This is a genomic window from Subtercola sp. PAMC28395, from assembly GCF_018889995.1.
Lineage (GTDB): Bacteria > Actinomycetota > Actinomycetes > Actinomycetales > Microbacteriaceae > Subtercola.
Genome location: NZ_CP076547.1, coordinates 2006547 through 2028089, shown reverse-complemented (window position 1 = coordinate 2028089; position 21543 = coordinate 2006547). Strand labels below are relative to the sequence as shown.

The following is a 21543-nucleotide window of genomic DNA, read 5'->3' as shown; positions in this document are numbered from 1 at the left end:
GCTTGTCGCTGGCGATTCACGACAGGATGGATCCATGCGGTCGAGGCGCACTGCCGTCGTCTGGCTCACACTCGGTGTCGGAGCCCTCTTTCTCGTGCTCGCCTGGCTGTCGAAACAGCCCTGCCTTGCGCTCAATGCCGCCGGAACGGGCGTCGACTGGAGCGGCGGCCTGCCGTTCCGGGCGGCGTGCTACACCGACGTCATTCCGTTCTACGGCTCCCGCGGGTTCGATACGACCGTCTTCCCCTACGCGCACGGTGCCGTGGGCGTGCCTGCCGGCGCCCCTGCCTCACAACCGCGCTTTCTCGAGTACCCGGTTCTGACCGGCCTGCTCGGCTGGCTGGCAGCCGGGATCTCGGCCGGGTACAGCGCGATAGCAGGCACAGGCCTGCTACCGGCGGGCGTCGGCGTGGTGCAGTTCTTCACCGTGACCGCGCTCCTGCTGTCTGCGTGCTGGCTGTTCGTGGTCTGGGCGGTCACCCGGCTGGCACCCGAGCAACCGTTCGCGGCCGTCTTCGTGGCCGCATCGCCGATTGTCGCCCTTCAGGCCTTCACCAACTGGGATGCCCTCGCAGTCGCCCTGGCGATGGGGGCGATGATCGCCTTCGCCGCGGCCGAGCGCGCAGGTCCCAGGAGTCAGTCGTGGTGGATCTGGGTCGTCGCGGGCGGAGGCCTATGCGGTCTCGGTGCGGCGGCCAAGCTGTTCCCGGCACTGATTCTGGTCGCTGTGCTGCTGCTGGGCATCCGGAACCGGTCGTTGACGACCTTTCTGCTCGCGACCGCGGGCGCACTCGGAGCCTGGCTGGTCGTCAATGTGCCTGTCGCGGTGGTCTGGCCCGCGGCGTGGTTCGAGTTTCTGCGCATCAACACCCTGCGGGGCGTCAACGTCGACTCGATCTACCAGGCACTCGCCAGCGCGACCGGATGGCCGGCACCCGACAGCACGGTCGCAGGGTGGATCTCCGCAACCCTCTTCGTCGCGGGGGTCGTCGTGCTCGGGTTCATCGTCAGGCGCGCTCCGGCCGCACCCACGCTGGCGCAGCTGGTGTTCGTCGTGCTCGCCCTGTTCCTGCTCGTCAACAAGGTCTGGAGCCCGCAGTACTCGCTGTGGCTGCTGCCGTTCCTGGTGCTTGCCCTCGCGCGGGCCGGTGGCGCGGTGCTCGTCGGCAGCCTCGTCGTCTTCTCGGCCGTCGAGGCGGCGCTGTGGTTCGTCGACATGAACCACTTCGCGAACGCGGGTGCTGGAGTCGACGTCGGGCTGGTCGTCACCGTCATTGTCCGCACGACCGTCACGGCCGCCCTGGTGGTAGTAGTGCTGGTCGTCGGCTACTCGAACCGCCACGACACGAGCCAGAAGTGCAGGTCGACGAAGCGGTTCGTGACGGGCGGCGACGCGACCCACAGCGGGTAGAAGAAGGCGCTGACCGCGAGGCAGAGCAGAAGAAACCCGCCGACCACGGCGATGCCGAATCGTCGCACCCGCGGCGGGTCGGTGCGGCTGCCCAGCAGGTAACCGAGCACGGCGGTCAGCGCCAGGATCAGGTACGGCTCGAAGATGATCGAGTAGAACTGGAAGATCGTGCGGTTCATGAAGAGCAGCCAGGGCAGATAGCCGGCGGCCACTCCGAGCAGGATGCAGCCGAGCATCCATTCGCGGCGAAGCACGAAGCGCACCAGCACGACCACGACGGCTGCCACCGACGCCCACCAGATGATCGGATTGACCATGAGCCATGCCGTTTCGCGGCAGACAGTCTCGCCGCAGGGCCCGATGCCGCCAGAAGTGGTGCGGGTGTACATGCTGAGTGGCTGCGTGTAGAGCAGCCAGGTGAGCGGGTTCGCCTGGTACCCGTGCGGGATGCTCAGGTTCACGTTGAAGGCGAGCATGGCGAGGTGGTGGTGCACGAAGTTCTGGATGATCGGCGGCACCCACGCGAGCACCCCACCCCAGGCGGCGTTGTGCTGTTCGACCCAGTGGCGGTCGCTGCCGCCGTCGGTGACGAACCAGCCCGTCCACGTGGCGAGGTAGGCGATCGCGGCAGAGACCCCGAGTACCCCGGTTGAGTAGGCCGCAGACCCTGTCGAAACCAGGCGTGAGGGTCTCGGCACACGCGGCTCCGGCCCGTTACTAGACCGGCGGAGGGCCAGCCAGTCGGTGATCGCAACGAAGACGGCGAAGACGAGCAGGAACCAGATCGCCGACCACTTCGTGCCGCACGCGAGACCGAAGAGTACGCCCGCCACGATGAGCCATGGCCGGCGCCAGCGCAGGCGGCGGCCGAGCATCCGTCGTGCGTTCTGGGAGCGGAGATCGAGGAGCGTCGCACCGACGCCGGCAAGGCAGAGCAGGGTGAGCGGGCCGTCGAGAATGGCGGTGCGGCTCAGTACGATCGCCTGGCCGTCGATGCCGATCAGCAGCCCCGCGATGCTCGCCAGCACGATAGAGCCGAACAGGTGCCGGGCGATCAGGTACGTCAGCAGCACGACGAGGATTCCGCAGACGGCAACCGCGATGCGCCAGCCGACCGTACTGTCGCGGCCGAAGAGGGCGAACCCGGTCTGGATGATCCATTTTCCGAGCGGTGGATGCACGGCGAACTCTGCATCGGCCGAGAACCCGTCTGTCTGCCCGGCGTTGACCTGGGCGTTCGCTCCGTCTGGCCACGTTCCTTCGTAACCGAGACGGCTCATCGAGAGGGCGTCTTTGACGTAGTACGTCTCGTCGAAGACCAGGGAGTCGGGCCAGCCGAGGTTCCAGAGCCGAAGGAACGCGGCGAACGAGGTGACCATGATGGGGGCGATCCACGCCCAGCGGCGGTGGCGCGTGGGGGTCGAGAGCACACGGCCCCACCAGCGGTCGAGTCGCGTGGTGGCGGGGTCGCCGCCGCCGTGCCGTGCCGCAGGGGCAGCCGGATCTGCTGCGTGTGGGGGCAGACTCTTGTTCACGGCGGGTCCCTTGGCTATGATCCTGCCATGAGGGTACCTCGGAGGTTGGCTCTCGGGCTCGCGCCCGTGCCGCTTGCGCTTGCGCTCTTTTTCGTCGGGAGCTCGCCAGCCGCCTTCGCTGCGACGACGAATTCGTGCACCACTGCGCCGGCATCGAGCGGAACGACGAGCTCGGGCACCACCTCGAGCGGCACCACCGGTACAACGTCGACGACCGGCACAACGGATACGACCTCGACGACGGGTACGACCTCGACGACTGACACCACGTCGACGACAGATACGACCTCCACAACCGGCACCACGTCCACCACCGACACCACGTCGACCACAGATACAACCTCCACGACAGACACGACGTCCACCACAGACACAACATCGACCACTGAAACCACGTCGACGACAGACACGACGTCCACCACAGACACGACGTCCACTACGGACACCACGGCCACAACAGACACAACGTCCACCACCGAGACGACGCCGACCACCGAAACGACCGGCACGACCTCGACAACCGACACGACCACCACGATCCAGCCCGCCGCCTACGCGCCCCACTCCGGCGTGCTGCGCATCGCCGCGGCGATCGACCTCACCACGCCGGGCTCGACACCCGACCGTCTCACGGCCGCAGCCACCACCGAACCCTCCTGTGACCCGGGCGCATCCGGCACCGGCTCGCCCACAGCGTCGTCGGGCGGCACCACCAATCTCAGCTCGACGGGGCTCGCCGTGGGCGGCGCCCTCGTCGCCATCGTGGCGTTCCTGGCGCTCGGCGCCGCGGCCCTGCTCTACCGCTACCGCGGGCTCAAGCGCTGACAGAGCCCAGTCGGCTGCCCCCGAAACCTGCACGCAATACAACGTCACGAGCGCGGAATGACGCTCGCGTATAGTTCGTGTCATTGTCACCGGTAGTTCACCGGAGCTTTGCTTGACACGCTTACGTTTCGATGATGCGAACAGGGGCCACAACCGAGATGATCGACGCAGTTGATCCATTCATAGGTACCGAAATCACCTCGCTGCCGCCGCAGTCCGGTCTGGCTGCCACCTGGTGGTGGCCTAAGCCCCAGGTCGGCAACACCCATCCCGGTGCGACCTTTCCGCTCGGAATGGTCTCCGCCTGCGCGTACTCCGGCGCGTACCCGACGGGGTACGGGCGGTACGACCTGTCTCTCGAGGGGGTGCCGTCGAGCATCCATGACCGGCAGCTCGCCTCAGGCTTCACGCACTTCCAGCAATCCGGCACCGGAGCCATTCGCAAGTACTACAACTACTTCAGGGTGAGCCCGATGATCGAGCCGCTCGACGCGCTCGGCCGTACCTGGGACATCACAGAGGAGCACGCCGAACCCGGCTGGTACTCAGCGACCCTCGACTCGGGTGTGACGGCCGAGATCACCGTCGGGCCGAAGAGTGCGGTGCACCGCTACACGTTCCCGCAGCACCCGAACGCCCGCATCGTGATCGACTTCTCGCTCGGCGGCCTCTCGATCCCGTACGGCAAGACCATTCCGCTGCGAGCGCACCTCGAGTCGGTCTCGCCGGGGGTCGCCAGCGGCCAGATCGTCGTCGAGGGCACTCCCCTGTCGGTGTACATCGAGTGCGACACCCCGCAGTGGCGGCAGATGCTCTGGTATGACCGCAGGCTGATGCCCGGCGGAACCCGCCTCGACTTCGACCACATCAGGCCGACCACCCTCCGGCCTTTCGGGCTCATGTGGGCGGGGCCGAGCAAGCCCGGGCAATCACCGGGCCTGGCGTCGGTACTCTCGCGAGAGGCCGACCTTGCACCGGGCCCCTACGGCGAGCGACCGGATGATCTCAGCATCGAACTGCGCATCGGTTTCTCGTTGCGCGGGGTCGAACAGGCCAAGCAGAACCTCTACGACGACTGCGGCGAGGGCCCGTCCCGGTTCTCCCGGCGCAAGGAGCGCACGCAGAAGACCTGGCGCAAAGCCCTCAAGACGATCACGGTGCAGACCCCGTCGGATGACCGGCAGACCGTGTTCTCGACGGCTCTGTACCACTCCCTCATCAAGCCCTGCCTGGCCCCGTCTGAGAGCCCGTTCTGGCCGGCCGACGGGCCCTTCGCCTATGACATCAGCACGATGTGGGACATCTACCGCACCCAGTTGCCGCTGCTCACGCTGCTCATGCCCGAACGCTCGGTCGAGCTGGCCAACGCGCTGCTCACCATCTGCGAAGAAGAAGGCAACTTTCCGATCGGCTACCGCATGGCCAGGGGCAGCGATCGCTTCTCGCGTCAGGGCAGCGCACTGGCGCACACCTTTCTCGCCGATCTCTGCCAGCTCGGCCTGGGCGGCATCGACTGGGACTGGGCACTGGTTCACATGTCGGATGACCTGCGGCGCACCTACGGCGAGGAATTCCTGCTGCGTGGCGAGGCCCACCCCATCACCCACACCCTCGACCTCGCGTTCGGGTACTGGTGCACCGCGCGCGTCGCCCAGCATCTCGGTGACAAGACACTGGTGGACCAGTTCTCTGCGCTCTCTGAGCGGTGGTCCAATGCGTTCGACACGTCGACCGGCCTGCTCAAGGACTCGACGTACTACGAAGGCAGTCGCTACAACTACTCGTTCCGCCTGCTGCACGACATGTCGGGGCGCATCGCACTGAGCGGCGGTGTCGACCTCTTCGTGGCGCAGCTCGACGAATTCTTCGGCTACGGCGCCGATCCCGTGACACAACTGGGCAACCAGCCCAGTGCCCCCGAGATCGTCGCCGGGTACGCACTCGGGCGCTTCGAGGGCCTCAACAACGAACCCGACATGGATGCGCCGTGGGCCTACCACTACGCCGGCCGGCCCGACAGAACGGCCGAGATCGTTCACAACATCATCCACCAGCAGTTCAGCACAGGGCGCGGCGGGCTGCCAGGCAACGACGACTCCGGCGGACTCAGCTCGTGGTTCGTCTGGGCGTCGCTCGGGCTCTTTCCGGTGGCCGGCCAGAACATCTTCCTGGTGAATGCGCCGTCGTTCTCCGAGAGCTCGATCGCGACCGATGGTGGCCCGTTCACCATTCGAACGCGCGGTTTCGTCGAGCCTGAACCCGGAGGAAAGGTTCAGTACGTACACTCAGTGGAACTCAACGGTGCGCCGCTCGAACGCTCGTGGATCACGGGCCATGAACTGCACCGCGGAGGAGAGCTCGTCGTGACCCTTGCCGCCGAACCCAGCACCTGGGCCACCGAACACGTACCCCCCTCGCACACCCCCTTCGCTCACACCACCACTGCACCCCCTGCCCGAGGAGACAAGCCATGACCACCATCGAAAATCGTCTCGTGATCGTGGTGCGCGCCGATCCTGTCATCTGCGGGCACTCGGTCGAAGCACGAAATCTCGCCGAGACGGCACTGGAACGCGGATTCGACGAAGTGCGCATTGTCACCTGGCCGATCGAGACCCTCGAGAGAGCGGGTCTGCCGCTCAAACCACTCGATTCCGTTCTTCCCTACAGCCCGGGCATCTTCGTCGATCGCCCGGCTCCCGTCGGCGACTACAAGGTGCCAGACGGCCGGTACCTGGCCGGAATCATCGGCCGGCTCGTCGAACTCTTCACCGATGGTGTGCCCACCGTGTGCCTGTCGCTGTACCTGAGCCCCCACACCATCGCTGTGGCCGACGCCCTGCGTGCGGCCTGGGGAACAGGTCTGCCCGTCAACGTCACGACCATCGCCGAAGCCGTCGGCTCCGACGTGACCAACGTGGTTCGCACGGCCGTCACCGAGGGCAGGCTCGGCGCCGCCGCACACATTCTCTCGAGCTACCTGAGCCAGGATCACTGTGTCGCGGTCTCGGAGTACACCCGCGATCTCATCATCACCGAAGCCGAACTCGTTGACCAGCACCATGGCACCCGTTTCGCGCCCCAGTGTCGCGAGCGCATCACCGTCTCGTACCCCGCGATCGACGCCGACGCCTACACGCACCTCGACGAGCAGGTCATCGACGAGGTGCTCGCAGCCCGAGGGCTCGAGCGTGAGAGCTACGTGCTCTTCCTTTCGCGCCTCACCGCTGCGAAGGGCGTGGAAGAACTCATCACGGGGTTCGAACTGAGCGAATCGCACCACGACAAGACGCTCGTGATCGCCGGGCGTGGCCCGCAGGCGGCCGTCCTTCGCGAATTCGCCTCGCATTCACCGCTGATCGATCGCATCCGTTTTCTCGACGACGTCGGTGACGCAGAGAAGCCCTATCTGATGGCCGGATGCGCGGCCTTCGTTCTGCCGAGCAAACCCCGCCCCGAATTCGTCGAAACCTTCGGTATCGCCCTCGCCGAGAAGATGCTCGCCGGCGGCGGTCCTGTGATCACCACGCTCACCGGCGGTATCGGTGAGGCGATCGGAGATCATGCCCTCATCGTGGAGGTCGAAGACCCCGAAGGAATCGCCGCGGCACTCGACAAGGCCATTCTGCACACCACACGCGAAGAGCGACGGGAGTGGGCGGATCGCGCACGCGAGTACGCGCTGCAATTCGACCGCAGACGCGTCTTCGACAAGATGTTCGCCAGCATCCCGCGGGTCAAGGCCTACGAGATCTGACCCAGTTCTGACTGCCCCTGACAGCGAGCCTGATGATCGGCCGCCGCAGCTGGTAGGTGTCGGAGCTGTTAGGTGTCGGACATCTGAGCTGTGGGAGCATTCAGCTGCTGGCGAGAACCCCGCCGACGCCGTTGCTCAGCACCAGCACACCGAGCGCCAGAATGACGATCGCCAGCACGATGTCGCTGTAGCGGGCGAACCAGGCCACGAATCCGTTCAGTGGCGCCGCTGCCCGGTCTCCGAAGGCACGAAGAGCCACGGCCGGTGCAACGACACCCAGGCTCGCCACCACGATGAAGACGAGAAGCGAGAGGAGCTGCCAGGCCACAACCGGGCTGGCAGCGACGACAGCCGAAACGACGGACAGCACGATCACGGCGTTCTTCGGGTTCACCGAACCGAGAAGGAAGGCGATTCGGAAGGCCCTTCTCGCTGTTGTCTTCTGCATCGCGGTCATCCAGGCCGGGTTCGTGGGTTCATCGCCCACGCGCGGCCTCTTCACGAACTTTCGAACGGCGAGAGCGAGCAACATCACGCCGAGTGCGATGCGAAGCCACGACAGCCACGACGACGAACCCGAGCCGTAGGCGATGAGGTCGACGACAAGCAGCCCGACGAGCGCCGTGGCGGTGATCCCCGCGAGCCAACCCAGAGTGAAGCTCCGAAGAACCGGCCTCGTGTTGACGGTGGCCAGCACCGCCGCCATCGCGACAACGGGAAGGGACGCCAGGAGTGCGCCGACGGCCAGGGGCAGGGCGACGACCAGGGTGGAGAACATGCGGGGCTGAGACGGTCTTTCTCGTGAGTGCGAATTCAGGCGAGAAGCGGAGCCAGCATGCGGCTCCCTTCGACCAACGTTGTGAGGGTAGCACCTGGGTGCTCGACGCGGGTGGCCGGGGCCGAGAGGCAGAGACCCGCCACCAGTGCCCCTTCGCCGTCTCTGATCGGAACCGCGAGGCAGCCGTAACCGGGGGTGAGCTCGCCGATCTGCAGCGCATAGCCACGCGCCCTGGTCTCGGCGACCAGAGCATCGATCGCTTCAGGCGAGCGCTCGACCGAGAGGGGTCCGGCCTGCACGCCCAACCGCTGCCCGGCGTCCAGCTCGGCAAGCAGCAGCCTGCCCATCGCAGAGGCATCGACGAACCGGGCAATGCGTGCCGGGTTGCTGAGCGGAAAATCGGGGTCGATATCGGTGACCTGAAGACGCTGCTGCTCGTAGCGAACCAGGTGCACTCCCCCGCGGATGCCCTGCCGCAGCTCGGTCACCACATCGCGAGCAGCGCGTGGAAGGCGGGAGACCACCGGGGAGAGCCCTGCCAGTTGGGCGACTTTGCTGCCGAGCGCGAAGCCGCTGAGGTCTGGCAGGCGCACGAGGTACTCCTCCTGCACGAGCAGGTTCAGGAGCCGATAGGTGGTGGCACGCGGCAACGAGAGGTTGTGGCTGACCTCGCGGGCTGTGACCCCCGGGCCACATCGGGCGACCTCCTCGAGCACCACGAGCGCGCTGTGGATGGCGCGCGGCTGCCTCGCCCTGACCTCGCTGATGTGGCTCGGCTGAGCGGTCATCCGCGGCCTGTCACTCGCCCTGTCGATGCAGCGGGTTCGCCACCGAGGACGTCGCCGGCGATGGTCTCGTCGAACACCCCGATCGTCTCATTCAGCCAGGGTCTGCGATGGCGCACGAAGCGGAAGACGACGAAACCCGCGGCCATTGTTCCCAGAAAGAGCCACACGCCGACGGCACCGGGCCCCGAGCCCTGCACGGCGAGGTAGACCACGAGGCCGACCGCGAGCAGAAGACTTGCCGCAATGGCCCGGAAGCCAGCCCAGAAGGTGAGCTCACCGATCTTCTTCAAAAAGGCGAACGACGCCATGCACACAAGCACGTACGAGGTGATGAACCCGGCGGCAGCGCAGACGAGAATCGCGCCCATGGCCTCCCACACACCGGCCCCCGAGGCGATGTAGACCAGCGTGGCCACTGTCATGACGGGCAGAACAGTGACGACCCCGATGAACGGAGTGCGAAAGCGAGGATGCGTGCGCCCGAACATCCGGGGGATCACGCCGTCCCTGGCCATCGAGAACAACACGCGCACCAGGGCGGTGGTCGATGCGATCGCGCAGGCGACGAATGACATCGCGATGCTGGCGTCGAGCACGAGCCCCATCCACTCCATGCCGTACGCGTTCGCCAGCGAATTGACAGGGCTCGGCACCGAGGTCATCGAGCGGTCGAGACCCACGAACCCCACGAGCTGGCTGTACGACGAGAGCAGGTAGAGAAGACCAGAGGCCACCAGGGTGCCCACGAGCGCCCTCGGGATGCTCGCGAAGGGTTTGCGCGCCTCGACACCCAGGCTCGCCGCGCTCTCGAAGCCAACGAAGGCCATCAACGCCAGCACGGCACCTGTGGCGAAATCGCTGAAGTTCGTGCCCGCGAGCGACACCACCGACCAGTCGATGCCTCCACCCTGGGAGAAGAGCAGTGCAACGATGAAGACGACGAGGAGCGCCACCGATACCGACTCGACCAGAAGGGTCACCCGGGTGGAGAGCCGGATGCCGCGGGCCAGCACGACGAAGCAGATCGCCGCTATCGCCACAACGATGATGCTGACCAGGAGGCTCGACTTCTCGGCTCCCGGCACGAAATGCCCGAGCAGAGTCGCCAGGAACAATCCGGCGCCGCTGAGGGAGAACATCGCGATGAAGCCGTAACCGACGATCATCGAGACACCCGTCATGAACGAGGCGCCGGCGCCCAGCCCCTTCGAGACGAAGGTGTACAGCGACCCGGCCGCCGACATGCGCCGGGTGAACTGGTTGATCGAACTGGCCACAAGCAGGGAGAGCAGCAGAGCGGCAGCAACGGCCCACACGGTCGCGTTGCCGGCCACTGCAGCGACGATCACCGGAATGGTCGTCGCGGCGGCCGAAGGCGCAACGGCCGAGACCGACTGCGCGACGACGTCGAGAAAGCCGAGACTGCGGCGATCAAGACCCTCTACAGGGGAATGACGCAGTACGCCGGCGACCCTGGGCGGGTCAGCGATTGCCCGCTCGAGTGCGGTCATGGTCTGTGGCCCTTCTGCAGATCAGTAGCCCTGAGCATAGAGGCAGGGTGTTGCGAGGCTGGGTCGCCGATGTTTCGGGTGTGTGTTTTCCAAATGAGACACCACGGCGCCCTCGTCCCAGTTGCACTCGACACAACGTCACACCGTGAAAATCGCCGCGCAACACGGGCGGGTGAACATGGGCAGAACGCCTTCCCCGTGCTCCCACCACCTCACCTCCCACCCCTCTATTGACGGAGAATCATGACAACCACTCGCGAACCCGCCGGAACAGATGTTTCCGGTGCGACCCCGAAGGCAGGCCTCTCCGGCTCGCTCGGTGTCGGCTCCATCGTCTTCATGGTCGTGGCCGCGGCCGCGCCCCTCACCGTGATCGGTGGCTCTGCTCCGCTCGGCTTCCTCCTCGGAAACGGCGTCGGCTTCCCGGCCCTGTTCGTGGTCTGCGCGGTCATTCTGCTGCTGTTCGCCGTGGGCCTGGTGGCAATGACCCGCAAGATCCCGAAGCCGGGCGGCTTCTTCACCTACATCGGACACGGCCTCGGCAAACCAGCCGGCCTGTCGGCCGCCTACCTGGCGCTGCTCACCTACACGACCATCCAGATCGCCGTGCACGGCTACGTGGGCTACCTGATCAGCGTCTCGATCACTTCTCTCGGTGGCCCCGACATCGCCTGGTGGGTCTACTCGCTGGCGATCGTGCTGATCGTGGGAGTGCTCGGTTACCGGCACATCGACCTGAGCTCGAAGGTGCTCGGCGTGCTCCTGGTCTGCGAGGTCGGTATCGTGCTGGCCCTCGTTGCTGCCGTCGTGGTCACCGGCGGCGCTGAGGGCCTCTCGGCAGAACCGTTCATGCCCACCCAGATCTTCTCGGGCTCGCCTGGTGTCGGCCTGATGTTCGCCTTCGCCGCGTTCATCGGCTTCGAGTCGACCGCGATCTTCCGCGATGAAGCCAAGACCCCCGACCGCACCATCCCGCGGGCCACGTACATCGCCGTCATCGGTATCGGCGCCTTCTACACGCTGGCGTCGTGGGCGCTCGTGATGGCCTGGGGGCCGTCGAACGTCGTCGCCCAGGCCGCCATCGACCCCGGCACCATGGTGATCCAGACCACGCTGAACTACCTCGGCCCGGTCGGGGAACTCATCATCAACATCCTGCTCATCACGAGCATGTTCGCCTGCGTGCTCTCGTTCCACAACGTCATCACCCGGTACCAGCACTCGATGTCGAACGCCGGCCTGCTGCCAGGCAAGGTCGGTTCGGTGCACCACAAGCACCTCTCGCCGCACGTCTCCTCGATCATCCAGACAGCCACCGCCTTCGTGCTGATCGTGCTGTTCGCGGTTCTGCAGCTCGACCCGGTGCTGAACGTCTTCACCTGGTTCTCAGGGGTCGCGACGCTCGCGATCGCCTTGCTGATGGCGCTGACCTCGGTGGCCGTCGTGGTGTACTTCCGGCGCACGAAGTCCGACGCCCGGCTCTGGAACACGCTGATCGCACCGGTGCTCGGGTTCATCGGGCTCATCGGGGCCGCCGTGATCATCGGGGTGAACTTCCCATTCCTCGTCGGTGACGTCGACGCGGCCGGTGTGCCTGTGTTCGGCGCCGTGAGCGCAGTGCTCCTCGGCCTCATCGTGGTGTTCCCCGTTGTCGGCATCATCCAGGCGGCCATCATCAAACGAAAGAATCGCGAAGCCTACGAGGCCATCACCGAGACCATCGCGAGCTGAGCGAACGGGGTTACATACCCGCTTCGTGCTACTCGACCAGCCAACACACCACCGAAAGAGAACCCAGACCATGACACTCACAGAATCGAATCGCACCATCACCTCGCCGCTCGCGAGCCTCACCCCCGCCGACATCGAGCAGGTCAGAGACGTGGTGACCGCGAGTGAGCTCTTCACCAGCACCTCGCGTTTCGCCTACATCGGACTCGAGGAGCCGCACAAGCGTGAGGTCCTCGCCTACCTCGAAGGCAGTGGCCCGCGCCCCGATCGCCAGGCCCGCGTGATGCTGCTCGACATGGCCACCGGTCACTCGACCGACAGCATCGTCTCGATCGACGGCGCCGAGATCATCAGCACCGTCGTTCTCGACGGCAGCAACGGCCAGCTGCCGGTGCTGATCCAGGAGTTCGACGAGGTCGGCCCGATCGTCGCCTCCGACCAGCGCTGGGTCGACGCCCTCACGGCCCGCGGCATCGCCGTCGACTCGGTCGTCTGCGTTCCTCTCTCTGCGGGTTTCTACGACCTGCCCGAAGAAGAGGGCCGCCGCATCCTGCGCGTGCTCGCCTTCCAGCAGAACTACCCCGAAGACCACCCCTGGGCGCACCCCGTCGATGGCCTCTGCGCCTACGTCGACGTCGCCGCCCGCACCGTCACGCGCCTCATCGACTCGGCCCCGCTGCCCGTCCCCGTCGAGGGCGGCAACTTCGACGATCCGGCCCTGCAGGGTGCACCGCTCACCGTGCTCAAGCCGATCTCGATCACCCAGCCGGAGGGCCCGAGCTTCGTGGTCGACGGCGAGTCCGTCACCTGGGGAAACTGGAGCTTCGACGTCGGCTTCGACCCGCGCGAGGGCCTCATCATGCGCCAGCTCTCGTTCTTCGACGGCGTCGAACAGCGCCCGATCATGTACCGCGGCTCGATCGCCGAGATGGTCGTGCCCTACGGTGACCCGTCGCCGGTGCGGTTCTGGCAGAACTACTTCGACACCGGAGAGTACCTCTTCGGCCGCTTCACGAACTCGCTCGAGCTCGGCTGCGACTGCGTCGGCGAGATCCACTACTTCGACGCCGTGCTGGCCGACGAGCTCGGCAACCCGCAGACCATCAAGAACGGCATCTGCATGCACGAAGAAGACTTCGGCACGCTCTGGAAGCACTCCGACATGTTCACCGGCTCGAGCGAGGTCCGCCGCCAGAGGCGCCTCGTGATCAGCTTCTTCACCACCGTCGGCAACTACGACTACGGGTTCTACTGGTACCTCTACCTCGACGGAACCATCGAGTGCGAGGCCAAGCTCACGGGCATCCTGTTCACCTCGTCGTACGTCGACGGCAGCCTCTATGCCAGCGAGGTCGCCCCCGGGCTCGGCGCCCCGTACCACCAGCACCTCTTCAGCGCCCGTCTCGACATGATGGTCGATGGCGTCTCGAACGCCGTCGACGAAGTGGATGCTGTGCGCCTGCCCGTCAGCGCAGAGAACCCCTACGGTGGCGCCTTCACAAACAGCGTCACGCGTCTGTCGAGTGAATCAGACGCCGGTCGTGTTGCTGACGCCTCCGTCGGACGCGCCTGGCACATCGTCAACACCGAGAAGACCAACCGCCTCGGCAGGCCGACCGGCTACGTGCTCATGCCGGAGCAGGCACCGACGCTGCTGGCAGACCCCTCCTCGTCGATCGCCTCGCGCGCTGCCTTCACCACCAAACAGCTCTGGGTGACGCAGTACGACACCGCTGAACGCTACCCGGCGGGCGACTTCGTGCACCAGAACCCGGGCGGAGACGGCCTGCCGCGGTACATGGCGGCCGACCGTTCCGTCGACGGCGAAGACATTGTGCTCTGGCATACCTTCGGCCCGACGCACTTTCCGCGAATCGAGGACTGGCCTGTCATGCCGACCGACTACGCCAAGTTCACGTTGAAGCCCTACGGATTCTTCGACCGCAACCCGGCGCTGAATGTTCCGCCGAGCGAGTTGAAGCACGCCTGCTCGCACGACTCGGGGGCGCACGGGGGCCACGGCGACCACCACCACGGGGCCTGACCCGTCAGCATGAGCCTCGAACTGGCACACTTCAGTGCGGTGGTACCCGCGACCGTAGCCGCGTGCTGCGTAGCGGGTACCCCGCACCGAAGGGTGGCGAACAGCATTCCCGCTGCCCTGATGGTGCTGTCGATGCTCGACATGGCCACAGGCTGCCGGATGCTCCCGGCCGTCGTCTGGGCTGCGCTCCTGCTGCTCGCGGCCGTCATCCCCGCCATTCTCGTCCGGCTCCACGGCGGCCCGACGGGCTACCGTGTCATGGCACTGCACCGGAGCATCGGGCTGGTTGTGATGGCCGCGCTCACCCTTGTCGGTTCGGTCGGGATGGGATCGGGCATCCGTGCCGTCGAAAACACCTCGACCGGCTCGGCCGGGCACGAAATGGCCGGCATGACGGCGGCTCCGGGGCCATCTGGGGTCGCAGACCTGATCGCCGCTTCGCTCTCGCTGCCGTCGCTCGTGGTGCTGGCCGCCCTGGTCTTCGCTGCCCTCACCGGCGCGCTGCTGGTGCTGCGCAGAAAGCGAACGGGCCCTGGCCACAGACGCACCCAGCTCGAGACTCTCGGCATGGGTCTCTCGATCGCGGTGATGGCCCTCAGCGCAGGGCTCTGACGGCCGACACCAGCAGCGCCCCGGCGAAACCGAAACACACCCAGGTGACCGCCGCGGCCAGCCAGCCGGTGATGAAGAAGCCGAGGAGCAGCGCTGCCAGCCAGCTCAGCACCAGCAGCACGACACCTCCGATCACGGTGATGACCGCTCGAACGGGGTGACGGCGGAAGACCGAGGCTGCCTGGCGGACTGGAGCCTTCTCTCCCGCGGCCACAGGTGGGAGCACGAAGGCGGCGAGCAGGGCCGGCAGCAGTGCGAGTGCCGGCACGATCACCCCGCCAATCGCCGCCACCACGACGGCGCCTGTCGACCAGGCCAGCAGGCGAAGTCGAGCTGGGCGGCGATCAGTTCTGACGCCGGGAAGTGGTTCGAGAAGGGCGCAGCCGAGCCAGACGGTGACCGTCACTGCGGCGAAGGAGGCCAGCACGAGCACGACGAACCACCAGCTCACTCCGGGGATCGGGTCTCCGTCGACAAGAAGTGCCTGTACGGCCGCGTTCGCCACGATGAGGAGAACCACGAGCATCCATCGCCCCAGCCTGCTTCGATCGGCAATTGTCGTGTCGGTCATGTGACTCACTTCGTGGCCCTCGCTGCCGCATCCAGCACGTCACTGACCGAGCCTGAGTAGACCGTCTTCGAACCGACGGTGACGTCGATCGTGGTGAGCGCAGCATCCGTCGTCGTCACCGCGATCGGCTCGCCCGATGCGGTCTGGCCTGAGCATGTCACCCCGCCCGCTGTACTCGCGCAGACCGGAGCCGTCAGTATGTCGATTCCCGCGCTCACCAGAACATCGTTCGCGGCGTAACGGATCTCGGTGATGGTATTGCCGCCGACGGGCGCCAGGGCGGCGACCTGCGAGCATCCGGAGACGCCTGCCGCCACAGCGACGACAGCGACGATGGCCCAGACGGTGACCGCGGGCCGGAATGGATGCTTCACGACAACGCCTTCTGTTCGTAGGCAAGCAGGCGGGCCCTCTCGGCCGTGTGCTGCAGCTCGAGGGCCGCATCGCTGACACTTGTGAGGTCGAATGGAGCCGTCAGCAGCAGTTCGGTGTTGCGGTCGAGCCGCGAGCCCCGTCGCATGAGCGGTGTCTCTGCCCAGTCGTTCGCGGCGAGTTCACGGCTCTGCGACGCGAGGTCGAGGTAGCTTCCCGACCCGCCCGGTGTGACCGGAGAGGCATGGTCGACGACCGTGGTGAAGAGCGAGAGAGTGCCGTCACGGTTGTCGACCACCTCGACAGTCTGCTGTTGCTGCGGAAAATCGATGCACGACGCGGTCGTGATCTCCCAGAACCCGCGGCCCGCTGCGCCCGTGTGCGCCAGGATCTGGTTCAGATGGGTGTGGCCGTTGAGCCACCCGATGACCACGGGGTACTGCAGCATCAGGTCGACGAACTCCTCTGCCCCATGCAGGACCTCGGTGTCGCCCGGCCGCTGGGCCCGGTTCTCGAGAGTGAGGCTGTTGTGGTGGCTGAAGATCAACACGAGCTTCTTCTCGGCCTGTGCCGCCTGCAGCTCGCCCTTCAACCACTGGAACTGGGTGTCGGAGACAGCGCCGTCGGGGCCAGCGACCTGATTGCAGGTGTCGAGGCCGAAGGCACGGATGCCCGGGGTCAGCTCGGTCTTCCACCACGTCTGCCCGGAGTCGAGGTTGTGCTGCGTGAACCCGTGCCCGACAGGCCCGGGGGTCGCCTCGGTCACGAAATGCTCTGCCATGAAGTCGCGCTGTTCGAACAGGTACCGCGAATCGTCGGGCGATACCGACCGGAACCCCGGGCGAAGGCTGAGTTGCAGGCCGATGGCGTCGATCATCCGTTGCAGGGGACTTGCCGTTGCGGCGTAGCCTTCGAGAATCGAACTCGCCGTCGCGTCGACCGAGTAGGCCTTCTGGCCGCCGAGGGCGAGGGCACGCAACTGCGAACTGAGGCCGAAGGTACCGAGAAGCAGAGTGTCGTGGTTGCCGTAGACGGCGTACCACGGCACAGGCAGCCCGACGGACTCGACGGGTCTGGCGATGGCCTGCAACAGCAGCTCGGGCAGGCGAGGGAACCCATAGTCGCCGAAGTCGCCGCCGGCCGGATCGTTCGGCCGGTACGCCCAGGTCGCCTCCGGCCACGCCTGCACACCCTCGAAAGTGCCGGACGACCCGCTCGAGGGCAGTACGGATTTGCCATCGAGAATGTCGATGTACCAGCGGAGCTCGTGGTGCGAGTGCATGTCAGCGCTGTCGCCGGTGACGATGGCGGCGCCCATCGGCGCCCCGGTCACGGCGCTCACCCTCAGATCGGAGAAGCCCTTCACCATGGCAGCGGTGACGTGCACCGTGAGCGGGTCCTGCGGGTGGAAGGCCGAACCCCAGGCCGAGTGGTTCTGCTCGATCATCGGCTCGATGCGGCCCGGCGACTGCGCATCGATCACGTGCAGGTCAGACAGATGGCCGAGGTAGAGCAGGGAACGACGGGCGGCGACGCGGGCGGCATTCGGCGCACGCCCGAGCACATCGAGCCGGGGCACGTACGGTTCTCCCGGGCCGGCAACCAGCGTGCGATACTTCGTCGCTCCGGCGGAGCCCTGTAGAACGGTCTGAACCAGTGTCGACCCTGTTGACCCGGATGCCGCCGCTGCTGCCGCATCGGCGATCGCGGCCCCGGTTCTCGGACCCACACCTGCGCTGGCACCCTGCGCAGAGAGGGTCTGGCCCAGGAGTTCGGCGCTGAGCCCCCAGGCCGCAGAGAGGGCAACGACCTGCGCCACGAACTGGCGGCGAGACAATCCTGACATTTCACGGCTCCGCGGTCAGAGGGAGAAAGGTGCCTTCGTCGCCACCAATTCACTGGAATGACCATATGGTAGCGGCACAACGTTCACCGCGGGTGGTGACGGGGCGCTCGCGCCCCGTCACCCTGAACTGCTATTTCTTCGGCGGGGCGACCCTGCGGTGCCGAACCATCATCACCAGGGCGAGCACCAACGCGCCAGCACCCACCAGTCCAGCAGCGATACCCACTGCCGGGAGCACGGTCGCGCCTGTCGCGGCGAGAGCCGGATGCGCCGTGGGAGTGGTTGACGGCGTCGCCGTCGGAGTCGGTGTCGGGGTTGTCGGCACGGACGCACCACAGACCACGTCGGTGGCCCCGGTCCAGGTGAACTGGATCTTCACCGAACCGATCTGCTGGCCCTGGTCCGCGAACTGAATGAGGAATTGCGGCAGGCCGATGCCCGCATTGAGGTCGAGACCGGTCAGGTCGACTTTGCCGTCAGCGCCGACCGGCCTGTCGGGCGCATTCGGGATCGGGGTGGCGTCACTGTCGACGAACGAGACAGTTGCGCCGGTGTAGGAACCGGGAGCCGGCTCGAGGATCTGGAGTGACTGCCACGACGTCGGCACACATTGCTCCTGGGGGGCGACGAAGGAGGCAGCGAAGACGCGGATCGAACCCGCACCACAGTTGCCAGCGCTGTACGCGTCGAAGTTCTGGATCTGGGCTTCACCACTGTCGGCATTGACCCAGATGCACGAGGGGCGCTGTGGATCCCCGTTCACGGTGTAGAGGAGGCTGAGTCCGTTGAGGGCCTTCGGAAAGTTCGCACACCCTGCGGCCGCGGCATAGTCATAACAGCCGACGGAATCATTCAACCCATTCGCCACGAAGACACGCGGACCGACCGTGAGAGCCGGTCCGTTCCAGACGAGGTTGGCCCCGATGGCTGCAGGCAACCCCGCCGGCGTTGCGACCGATTCGCCGTTCTGGTTGAAGCACTGGTTGGCAGAGGTCGGAAGGCATACTCCGACAGGGATTCCCGAGGCATTGAGCAGTGGGAAGGCCGCGCCATTGCTGCCGATGTACCCGAAGCTCGTGTCGACCGGCCACGATCCGCCGCAGAGCGCATTCGTTGTGGTGTTGAAACACTCGAGTTGCTGTGCCGCATCGGGGGCAGTGACGACGACGGGAATCACGATCTGGCTTCCGATTGCGGCGATCGACGGCACGGGGAATCCCCCGTTGGTCGACAGCGATGCAGCCCCGACAATGTCGAACGGTTGCGAGCCGCAGGCGGCCTTCGCGGTCGTGTCGAAGCACAAGAGGTGATTCTTGGCGCCAGTCGACGCGTCGGTCACTGTGTTGAAGGCGTACCACTTCGTACCGACGAGAACCGGGTTGCTGAGAGCGCTGATACTCCCGGCCAGGGGCGCATCACCAGCAGGCGCGAGAACGGTGTAGCCGCAGAAGGGGTTCGGGTCCGAGGCCGCCGCGGCCGTGTCGACGCAGACGACACCGGCTGACGTGTCGGAGACCTTCGTCGCGTAGACGTAGAGTTTGGAGTTCGCCGTGTCAGCCCAGAGCCCCGGTTGGCCGGATACCGCGAAGTTGCTTGAATCCGATGTGTCTGTGATCGTTCGTGGGCTGTAACACTCGGATGCGTCAGTCTGAAGGTGACAGGCGACTTGCAGTGTCGACGCATGGTGGAACACGTTGTACACCGCGTCGGGCTCGACGGCCAATGCCCAACCATCACCTCCCGCACTGCCGGAGAATGTCGATGCGGGCGGAAGCGGCACCACGGTTGTCGCCGAGTATGACGATTCCGTGCTCGTATCGGCCTGCGCACTCGACATGACGCCGAAACTGAGGGCTGCTGCGGCTGCCACCGCCGCTGTGAGAGCCAGGATTCCGAACCGTTTCCGCTTGTGTCCCGCCACGTGCACAACCCCCACCAGCCCTTGACGGCACCACCTTGTTGGACACCATCGCTCGGGAGCAGAGTAACAGTCAGATTGAGGATAGGTCAAGCATTCGTGAGGCAGCGAACCGTAGTCGCTTTCGGTCGCCAGAAATCACGCACTGGCTGCGTCAGACGTGAATGAGAGCCGAGTTCTGCCTAGACGAAGCTCAGAACCTCGTCACCCCACGCCTTTCGAAGGGCACCATCGAGGTCGTCGACCACGCGATCGTGCCTGTCGATGACCAGCGTCGAGCGTTCTTCGCTCGAATATCCCTTCCACTCCGGCTCCCCGTCGAGGCCGATTGGCGTGCCGGTGACGGCGAACGCCAGCCAGCGCTCCTGCATGCGGGCCGAGACCGTCTTTCCGACCCGCAGTCCGCCGAGTTTGAACGTGATGTCCTTCGGCCCCGAGACGAGATTGCCCCAGAGGTAGGGCAACTCGGTGGCGTGCGTGGCACCGATTCCGAGCATCCGGAGCATGGGCGTCGCCCAGTCGAAGCGGTAGAGGTAGACCGGGGCGACGGCGCTCTGCCCTTCGGCGATCCAGACCGCTGGCATACGGAAGCCCACATCGCGCGCGACACCCATACCCTCGGCCTTCACCGACAGCCCGGAGTACGCTGAGCCGATCTGGGCCTCGCTCGGCAGCGTGATCTCGGGGTGCTCTGCCGCGATGCCGTTGAACATCTCCCTGATGGTGTCGGGCTGGATGGGCATCAGCGGCGACTTCATCATCTTGAACATGGCTGCTTCGTCTTTGTTCGTACCGATGATCAGAGGCACGGCGTGTGCCCTGCCCTCGCGGAAGACCGTCAGCGGTTGCTCTGGCACAAGATCGCCGTCTACAACGGGGGCAAAGGCGAGGGTGCCGGGCGCGGTGGTCGGCACGTTCTGAAAGACGGCCATGCTCGCCTCGACAATGCGGTCTGCGCTGATGCCCCGCAGCGTCGCAGCCTGCGCCGGCGCAACTCCGAGCTGCTCGAGAAACGCGCTGGCAACAGTGGATGCCCGGTGCTCGTCGTACACGGAGGTCGCCGGTGAGCTCTGCGCCACGGCCCGGGCGAAGAGCCCCTTCGCGGCCGGCACTGTCATCAGTGTGGTGACGATGCCACCCCCAGCCGACTCTCCGAAGAGGGTCACAGCTTCGGGATCGCCGCCGAAGGCAGCAATGTTGTCGCGCACCCACTCGAGTGCCAGAACCACGTCACGAAGGGCCAGGTTGGTGTCGAAGTGCTCGGTCTCTGAATTCAGCGACGTGAGTTCGAGAAACCCGAAGCCGCCGAGTCGATAGTTGATCGTCACGAGGATCACCTCGCCGCCGGCCACCAGCGACGCGCCATCGAACAGTTTCTGGCTCGACGCCCCGAATACATAGGCGCCGCCGTGAACCCAGACCATGACGGGAACCGGCCGTTCACCTGTGGCCGGTTCCGCAGCGTCTGTACCGGTCGTCGACCCTGACGATCGCCAGACGTTGAGGTTCAGGCAATCCTCATCGTGCTGGGCTGTCGGGTCGAGTGAAATGACCGCGTTGGTGGCCTGAGGGCAGACGTTGCCGAAGACGGTGGCATCGCGCACATCTCTCCATGTGTCAGGCGCAACGGGTGCCCGCCAGCGGAGCTCACCGATGGGCGCTGCGGCGAACGGAATTCCCTTCCACACGTGCACCGAGCCCTCGGCGACTCCGCGCACGGGGCCGTGGGTTGTGTGGATGACCAGAGCGTCGGTCGTCATTGCAGGTCCGTTCTTCACAGGTGGTGGTAGCGGTCACGGGAGCAGGAGATGCAGCACGTTCGATTCACAGGCACCAGACTAACG

At 66.0% G+C, this 21543-nt stretch carries 17 protein-coding genes; 7 read left to right on the top strand and 10 right to left on the bottom strand.

Annotated features, from left to right (window positions below):
- Positions 1-34: 34 nt before the first annotated feature.
- Entirely contained in the window at positions 35-1411 is a 1377-nt protein-coding gene (locus KPL76_RS09355) for a glycosyltransferase 87 family protein (RefSeq protein WP_216332626.1), read from the top strand.
- On the opposite strand, the gene KPL76_RS09350 is transcribed toward KPL76_RS09355, so the two are convergent.
- Positions 1327-2946 carry a dolichyl-phosphate-mannose--protein mannosyltransferase gene (locus KPL76_RS09350; RefSeq protein ID WP_216332624.1) on the bottom strand — a complete coding sequence of 540 codons (1620 nt, stop codon included), beginning with the start codon at positions 2944-2946 and terminating at the stop codon, positions 1327-1329. The two genes, KPL76_RS09355 and KPL76_RS09350, sit on opposite strands and share 85 nt — an antisense overlap.
- Before the next feature lie 14 nt (positions 2947-2960).
- Positions 2961-3473 carry a hypothetical protein gene (locus KPL76_RS09345; protein WP_216332616.1) on the bottom strand — a complete coding sequence of 171 codons (513 nt, stop codon included), beginning with the start codon at positions 3471-3473 and terminating at the stop codon, positions 2961-2963.
- Positions 3474-3516: 43 nt separating this feature from the next.
- Between KPL76_RS09345 and KPL76_RS09340 the strand changes: the two genes are divergently transcribed.
- From KPL76_RS09340 to KPL76_RS09330, 3 genes are all read left to right on the top strand, one after another.
- Positions 3517-3771 carry a hypothetical protein gene (locus KPL76_RS09340; protein ID WP_216332614.1) on the top strand — a complete coding sequence of 85 codons (255 nt, stop codon included), beginning with the start codon at positions 3517-3519 and terminating at the stop codon, positions 3769-3771.
- Positions 3772-3929: 158 nt separating this feature from the next.
- Positions 3930-6245, top strand: coding sequence for a glycoside hydrolase domain-containing protein (locus KPL76_RS09335; RefSeq protein ID WP_216332612.1), 2316 nt, complete (start codon positions 3930-3932; stop codon positions 6243-6245).
- Positions 6242-7528 carry a glycosyltransferase gene (locus KPL76_RS09330; RefSeq protein WP_216332609.1) on the top strand — a complete coding sequence of 429 codons (1287 nt, stop codon included), beginning with the start codon at positions 6242-6244 and terminating at the stop codon, positions 7526-7528. Before KPL76_RS09335 ends, KPL76_RS09330 begins: the two co-directional genes overlap by 4 nt.
- Positions 7529-7628: 100 nt before the next feature.
- Here the strand turns inward: KPL76_RS09330 and KPL76_RS09325 are convergent, their stop codons facing one another.
- The 3 genes from KPL76_RS09325 to KPL76_RS09315 are packed head-to-tail and all read right to left on the bottom strand — an operon-like array spanning position 7629 to position 10605.
- Positions 7629-8306: a GAP family protein gene (locus KPL76_RS09325; RefSeq protein ID WP_216332606.1), complete on the bottom strand. Its 678-nt coding sequence runs from the start codon at positions 8304-8306 to the stop codon at positions 7629-7631.
- 35 nt (positions 8307-8341) lie between these two features.
- Positions 8342-9094, bottom strand: a complete 753-nt coding sequence (locus KPL76_RS09320; protein WP_253201973.1) for an IclR family transcriptional regulator — start codon at positions 9092-9094, stop codon at positions 8342-8344.
- Positions 9091-10605, bottom strand: a complete 1515-nt coding sequence (locus KPL76_RS09315; RefSeq protein ID WP_216332604.1) for an APC family permease — start codon at positions 10603-10605, stop codon at positions 9091-9093. The genes KPL76_RS09320 and KPL76_RS09315 overlap by 4 nt, the downstream gene beginning before the upstream one ends.
- A gap of 243 nt (positions 10606-10848) precedes the next feature.
- Between KPL76_RS09315 and KPL76_RS09310 the strand changes: the two genes are divergently transcribed.
- The 3 genes from KPL76_RS09310 (at position 10849) to KPL76_RS09300 (ending at position 14992) form a co-directional block, all read left to right on the top strand.
- Entirely contained in the window at positions 10849-12336 is a 1488-nt protein-coding gene (locus tag KPL76_RS09310; RefSeq protein WP_216332602.1) for an APC family permease, read from the top strand.
- Between the two features lie 70 nt (positions 12337-12406).
- Positions 12407-14380, top strand: coding sequence for a primary-amine oxidase (locus KPL76_RS09305; RefSeq protein ID WP_216332600.1), 1974 nt, complete (start codon positions 12407-12409; stop codon positions 14378-14380).
- Between the two features lie 9 nt (positions 14381-14389).
- Entirely contained in the window at positions 14390-14992 is a 603-nt protein-coding gene (locus KPL76_RS09300; protein WP_216332597.1) for a hypothetical protein, read from the top strand.
- Here the strand turns inward: KPL76_RS09300 and KPL76_RS09295 are convergent.
- The 5 genes from KPL76_RS09295 to KPL76_RS09275 form a co-directional block, all read right to left on the bottom strand.
- Positions 14976-15563 carry a hypothetical protein gene (locus KPL76_RS09295; protein WP_216332594.1) on the bottom strand — a complete coding sequence of 196 codons (588 nt, stop codon included), beginning with the start codon at positions 15561-15563 and terminating at the stop codon, positions 14976-14978. The genes KPL76_RS09300 and KPL76_RS09295 overlap by 17 nt on opposite strands.
- A gap of 5 nt (positions 15564-15568) precedes the next feature.
- Entirely contained in the window at positions 15569-15937 is a 369-nt protein-coding gene (locus KPL76_RS09290; RefSeq protein ID WP_216332593.1) for a hypothetical protein, read from the bottom strand.
- Entirely contained in the window at positions 15934-17781 is a 1848-nt protein-coding gene (locus KPL76_RS09285; RefSeq protein WP_216332591.1) for a TIGR03767 family metallophosphoesterase, read from the bottom strand. Before KPL76_RS09285 ends, KPL76_RS09290 begins: the two co-directional genes overlap by 4 nt.
- Positions 17782-17911: 130 nt before the next feature.
- Entirely contained in the window at positions 17912-19702 is a 1791-nt protein-coding gene (locus tag KPL76_RS09280) for a hypothetical protein (RefSeq protein ID WP_216332589.1), read from the bottom strand.
- 179 nt (positions 19703-19881) lie between these two features.
- Positions 19882-21459, bottom strand: a complete 1578-nt coding sequence (locus tag KPL76_RS09275) for a carboxylesterase/lipase family protein (protein ID WP_216332587.1) — start codon at positions 21457-21459, stop codon at positions 19882-19884.
- Positions 21460-21543: the final 84 nt, after the last annotated feature.

Excerpts from the sequence above, each read along its gene's own strand:
- KPL76_RS09320 (WP_253201973.1), bottom strand. The coding sequence starts at position 9,094 with ATGACCGCTCAGCCGAGCCACATCAGCGAGGTCAGGGCGAGGCAGCCG.
- KPL76_RS09310 (WP_216332602.1), top strand. The coding sequence starts at position 10,849 with ATGACAACCACTCGCGAACCCGCCGGAACAGATGTTTCCGGTGCGACC.
- KPL76_RS09315 (WP_216332604.1), bottom strand. The coding sequence starts at position 10,605 with ATGACCGCACTCGAGCGGGCAATCGCTGACCCGCCCAGGGTCGCCGGC.
- KPL76_RS09285 (WP_216332591.1), bottom strand. The coding sequence starts at position 17,781 with ATGTCAGGATTGTCTCGCCGCCAGTTCGTGGCGCAGGTCGTTGCCCTC.
- KPL76_RS09295 (WP_216332594.1), bottom strand. The coding sequence starts at position 15,563 with ATGACCGACACGACAATTGCCGATCGAAGCAGGCTGGGGCGATGGATG.
- KPL76_RS09305 (WP_216332600.1), top strand. The coding sequence starts at position 12,407 with ATGACACTCACAGAATCGAATCGCACCATCACCTCGCCGCTCGCGAGC.
- KPL76_RS09300 (WP_216332597.1), top strand. The coding sequence starts at position 14,390 with ATGAGCCTCGAACTGGCACACTTCAGTGCGGTGGTACCCGCGACCGTA.
- KPL76_RS09335 (WP_216332612.1), top strand. The coding sequence starts at position 3,930 with ATGATCGACGCAGTTGATCCATTCATAGGTACCGAAATCACCTCGCTG.
- KPL76_RS09325 (WP_216332606.1), bottom strand. The coding sequence starts at position 8,306 with ATGTTCTCCACCCTGGTCGTCGCCCTGCCCCTGGCCGTCGGCGCACTC.
- KPL76_RS09275 (WP_216332587.1), bottom strand. The coding sequence starts at position 21,459 with ATGACGACCGACGCTCTGGTCATCCACACAACCCACGGCCCCGTGCGC.
- KPL76_RS09355 (WP_216332626.1), top strand. The coding sequence starts at position 35 with ATGCGGTCGAGGCGCACTGCCGTCGTCTGGCTCACACTCGGTGTCGGA.
- KPL76_RS09330 (WP_216332609.1), top strand. The coding sequence starts at position 6,242 with ATGACCACCATCGAAAATCGTCTCGTGATCGTGGTGCGCGCCGATCCT.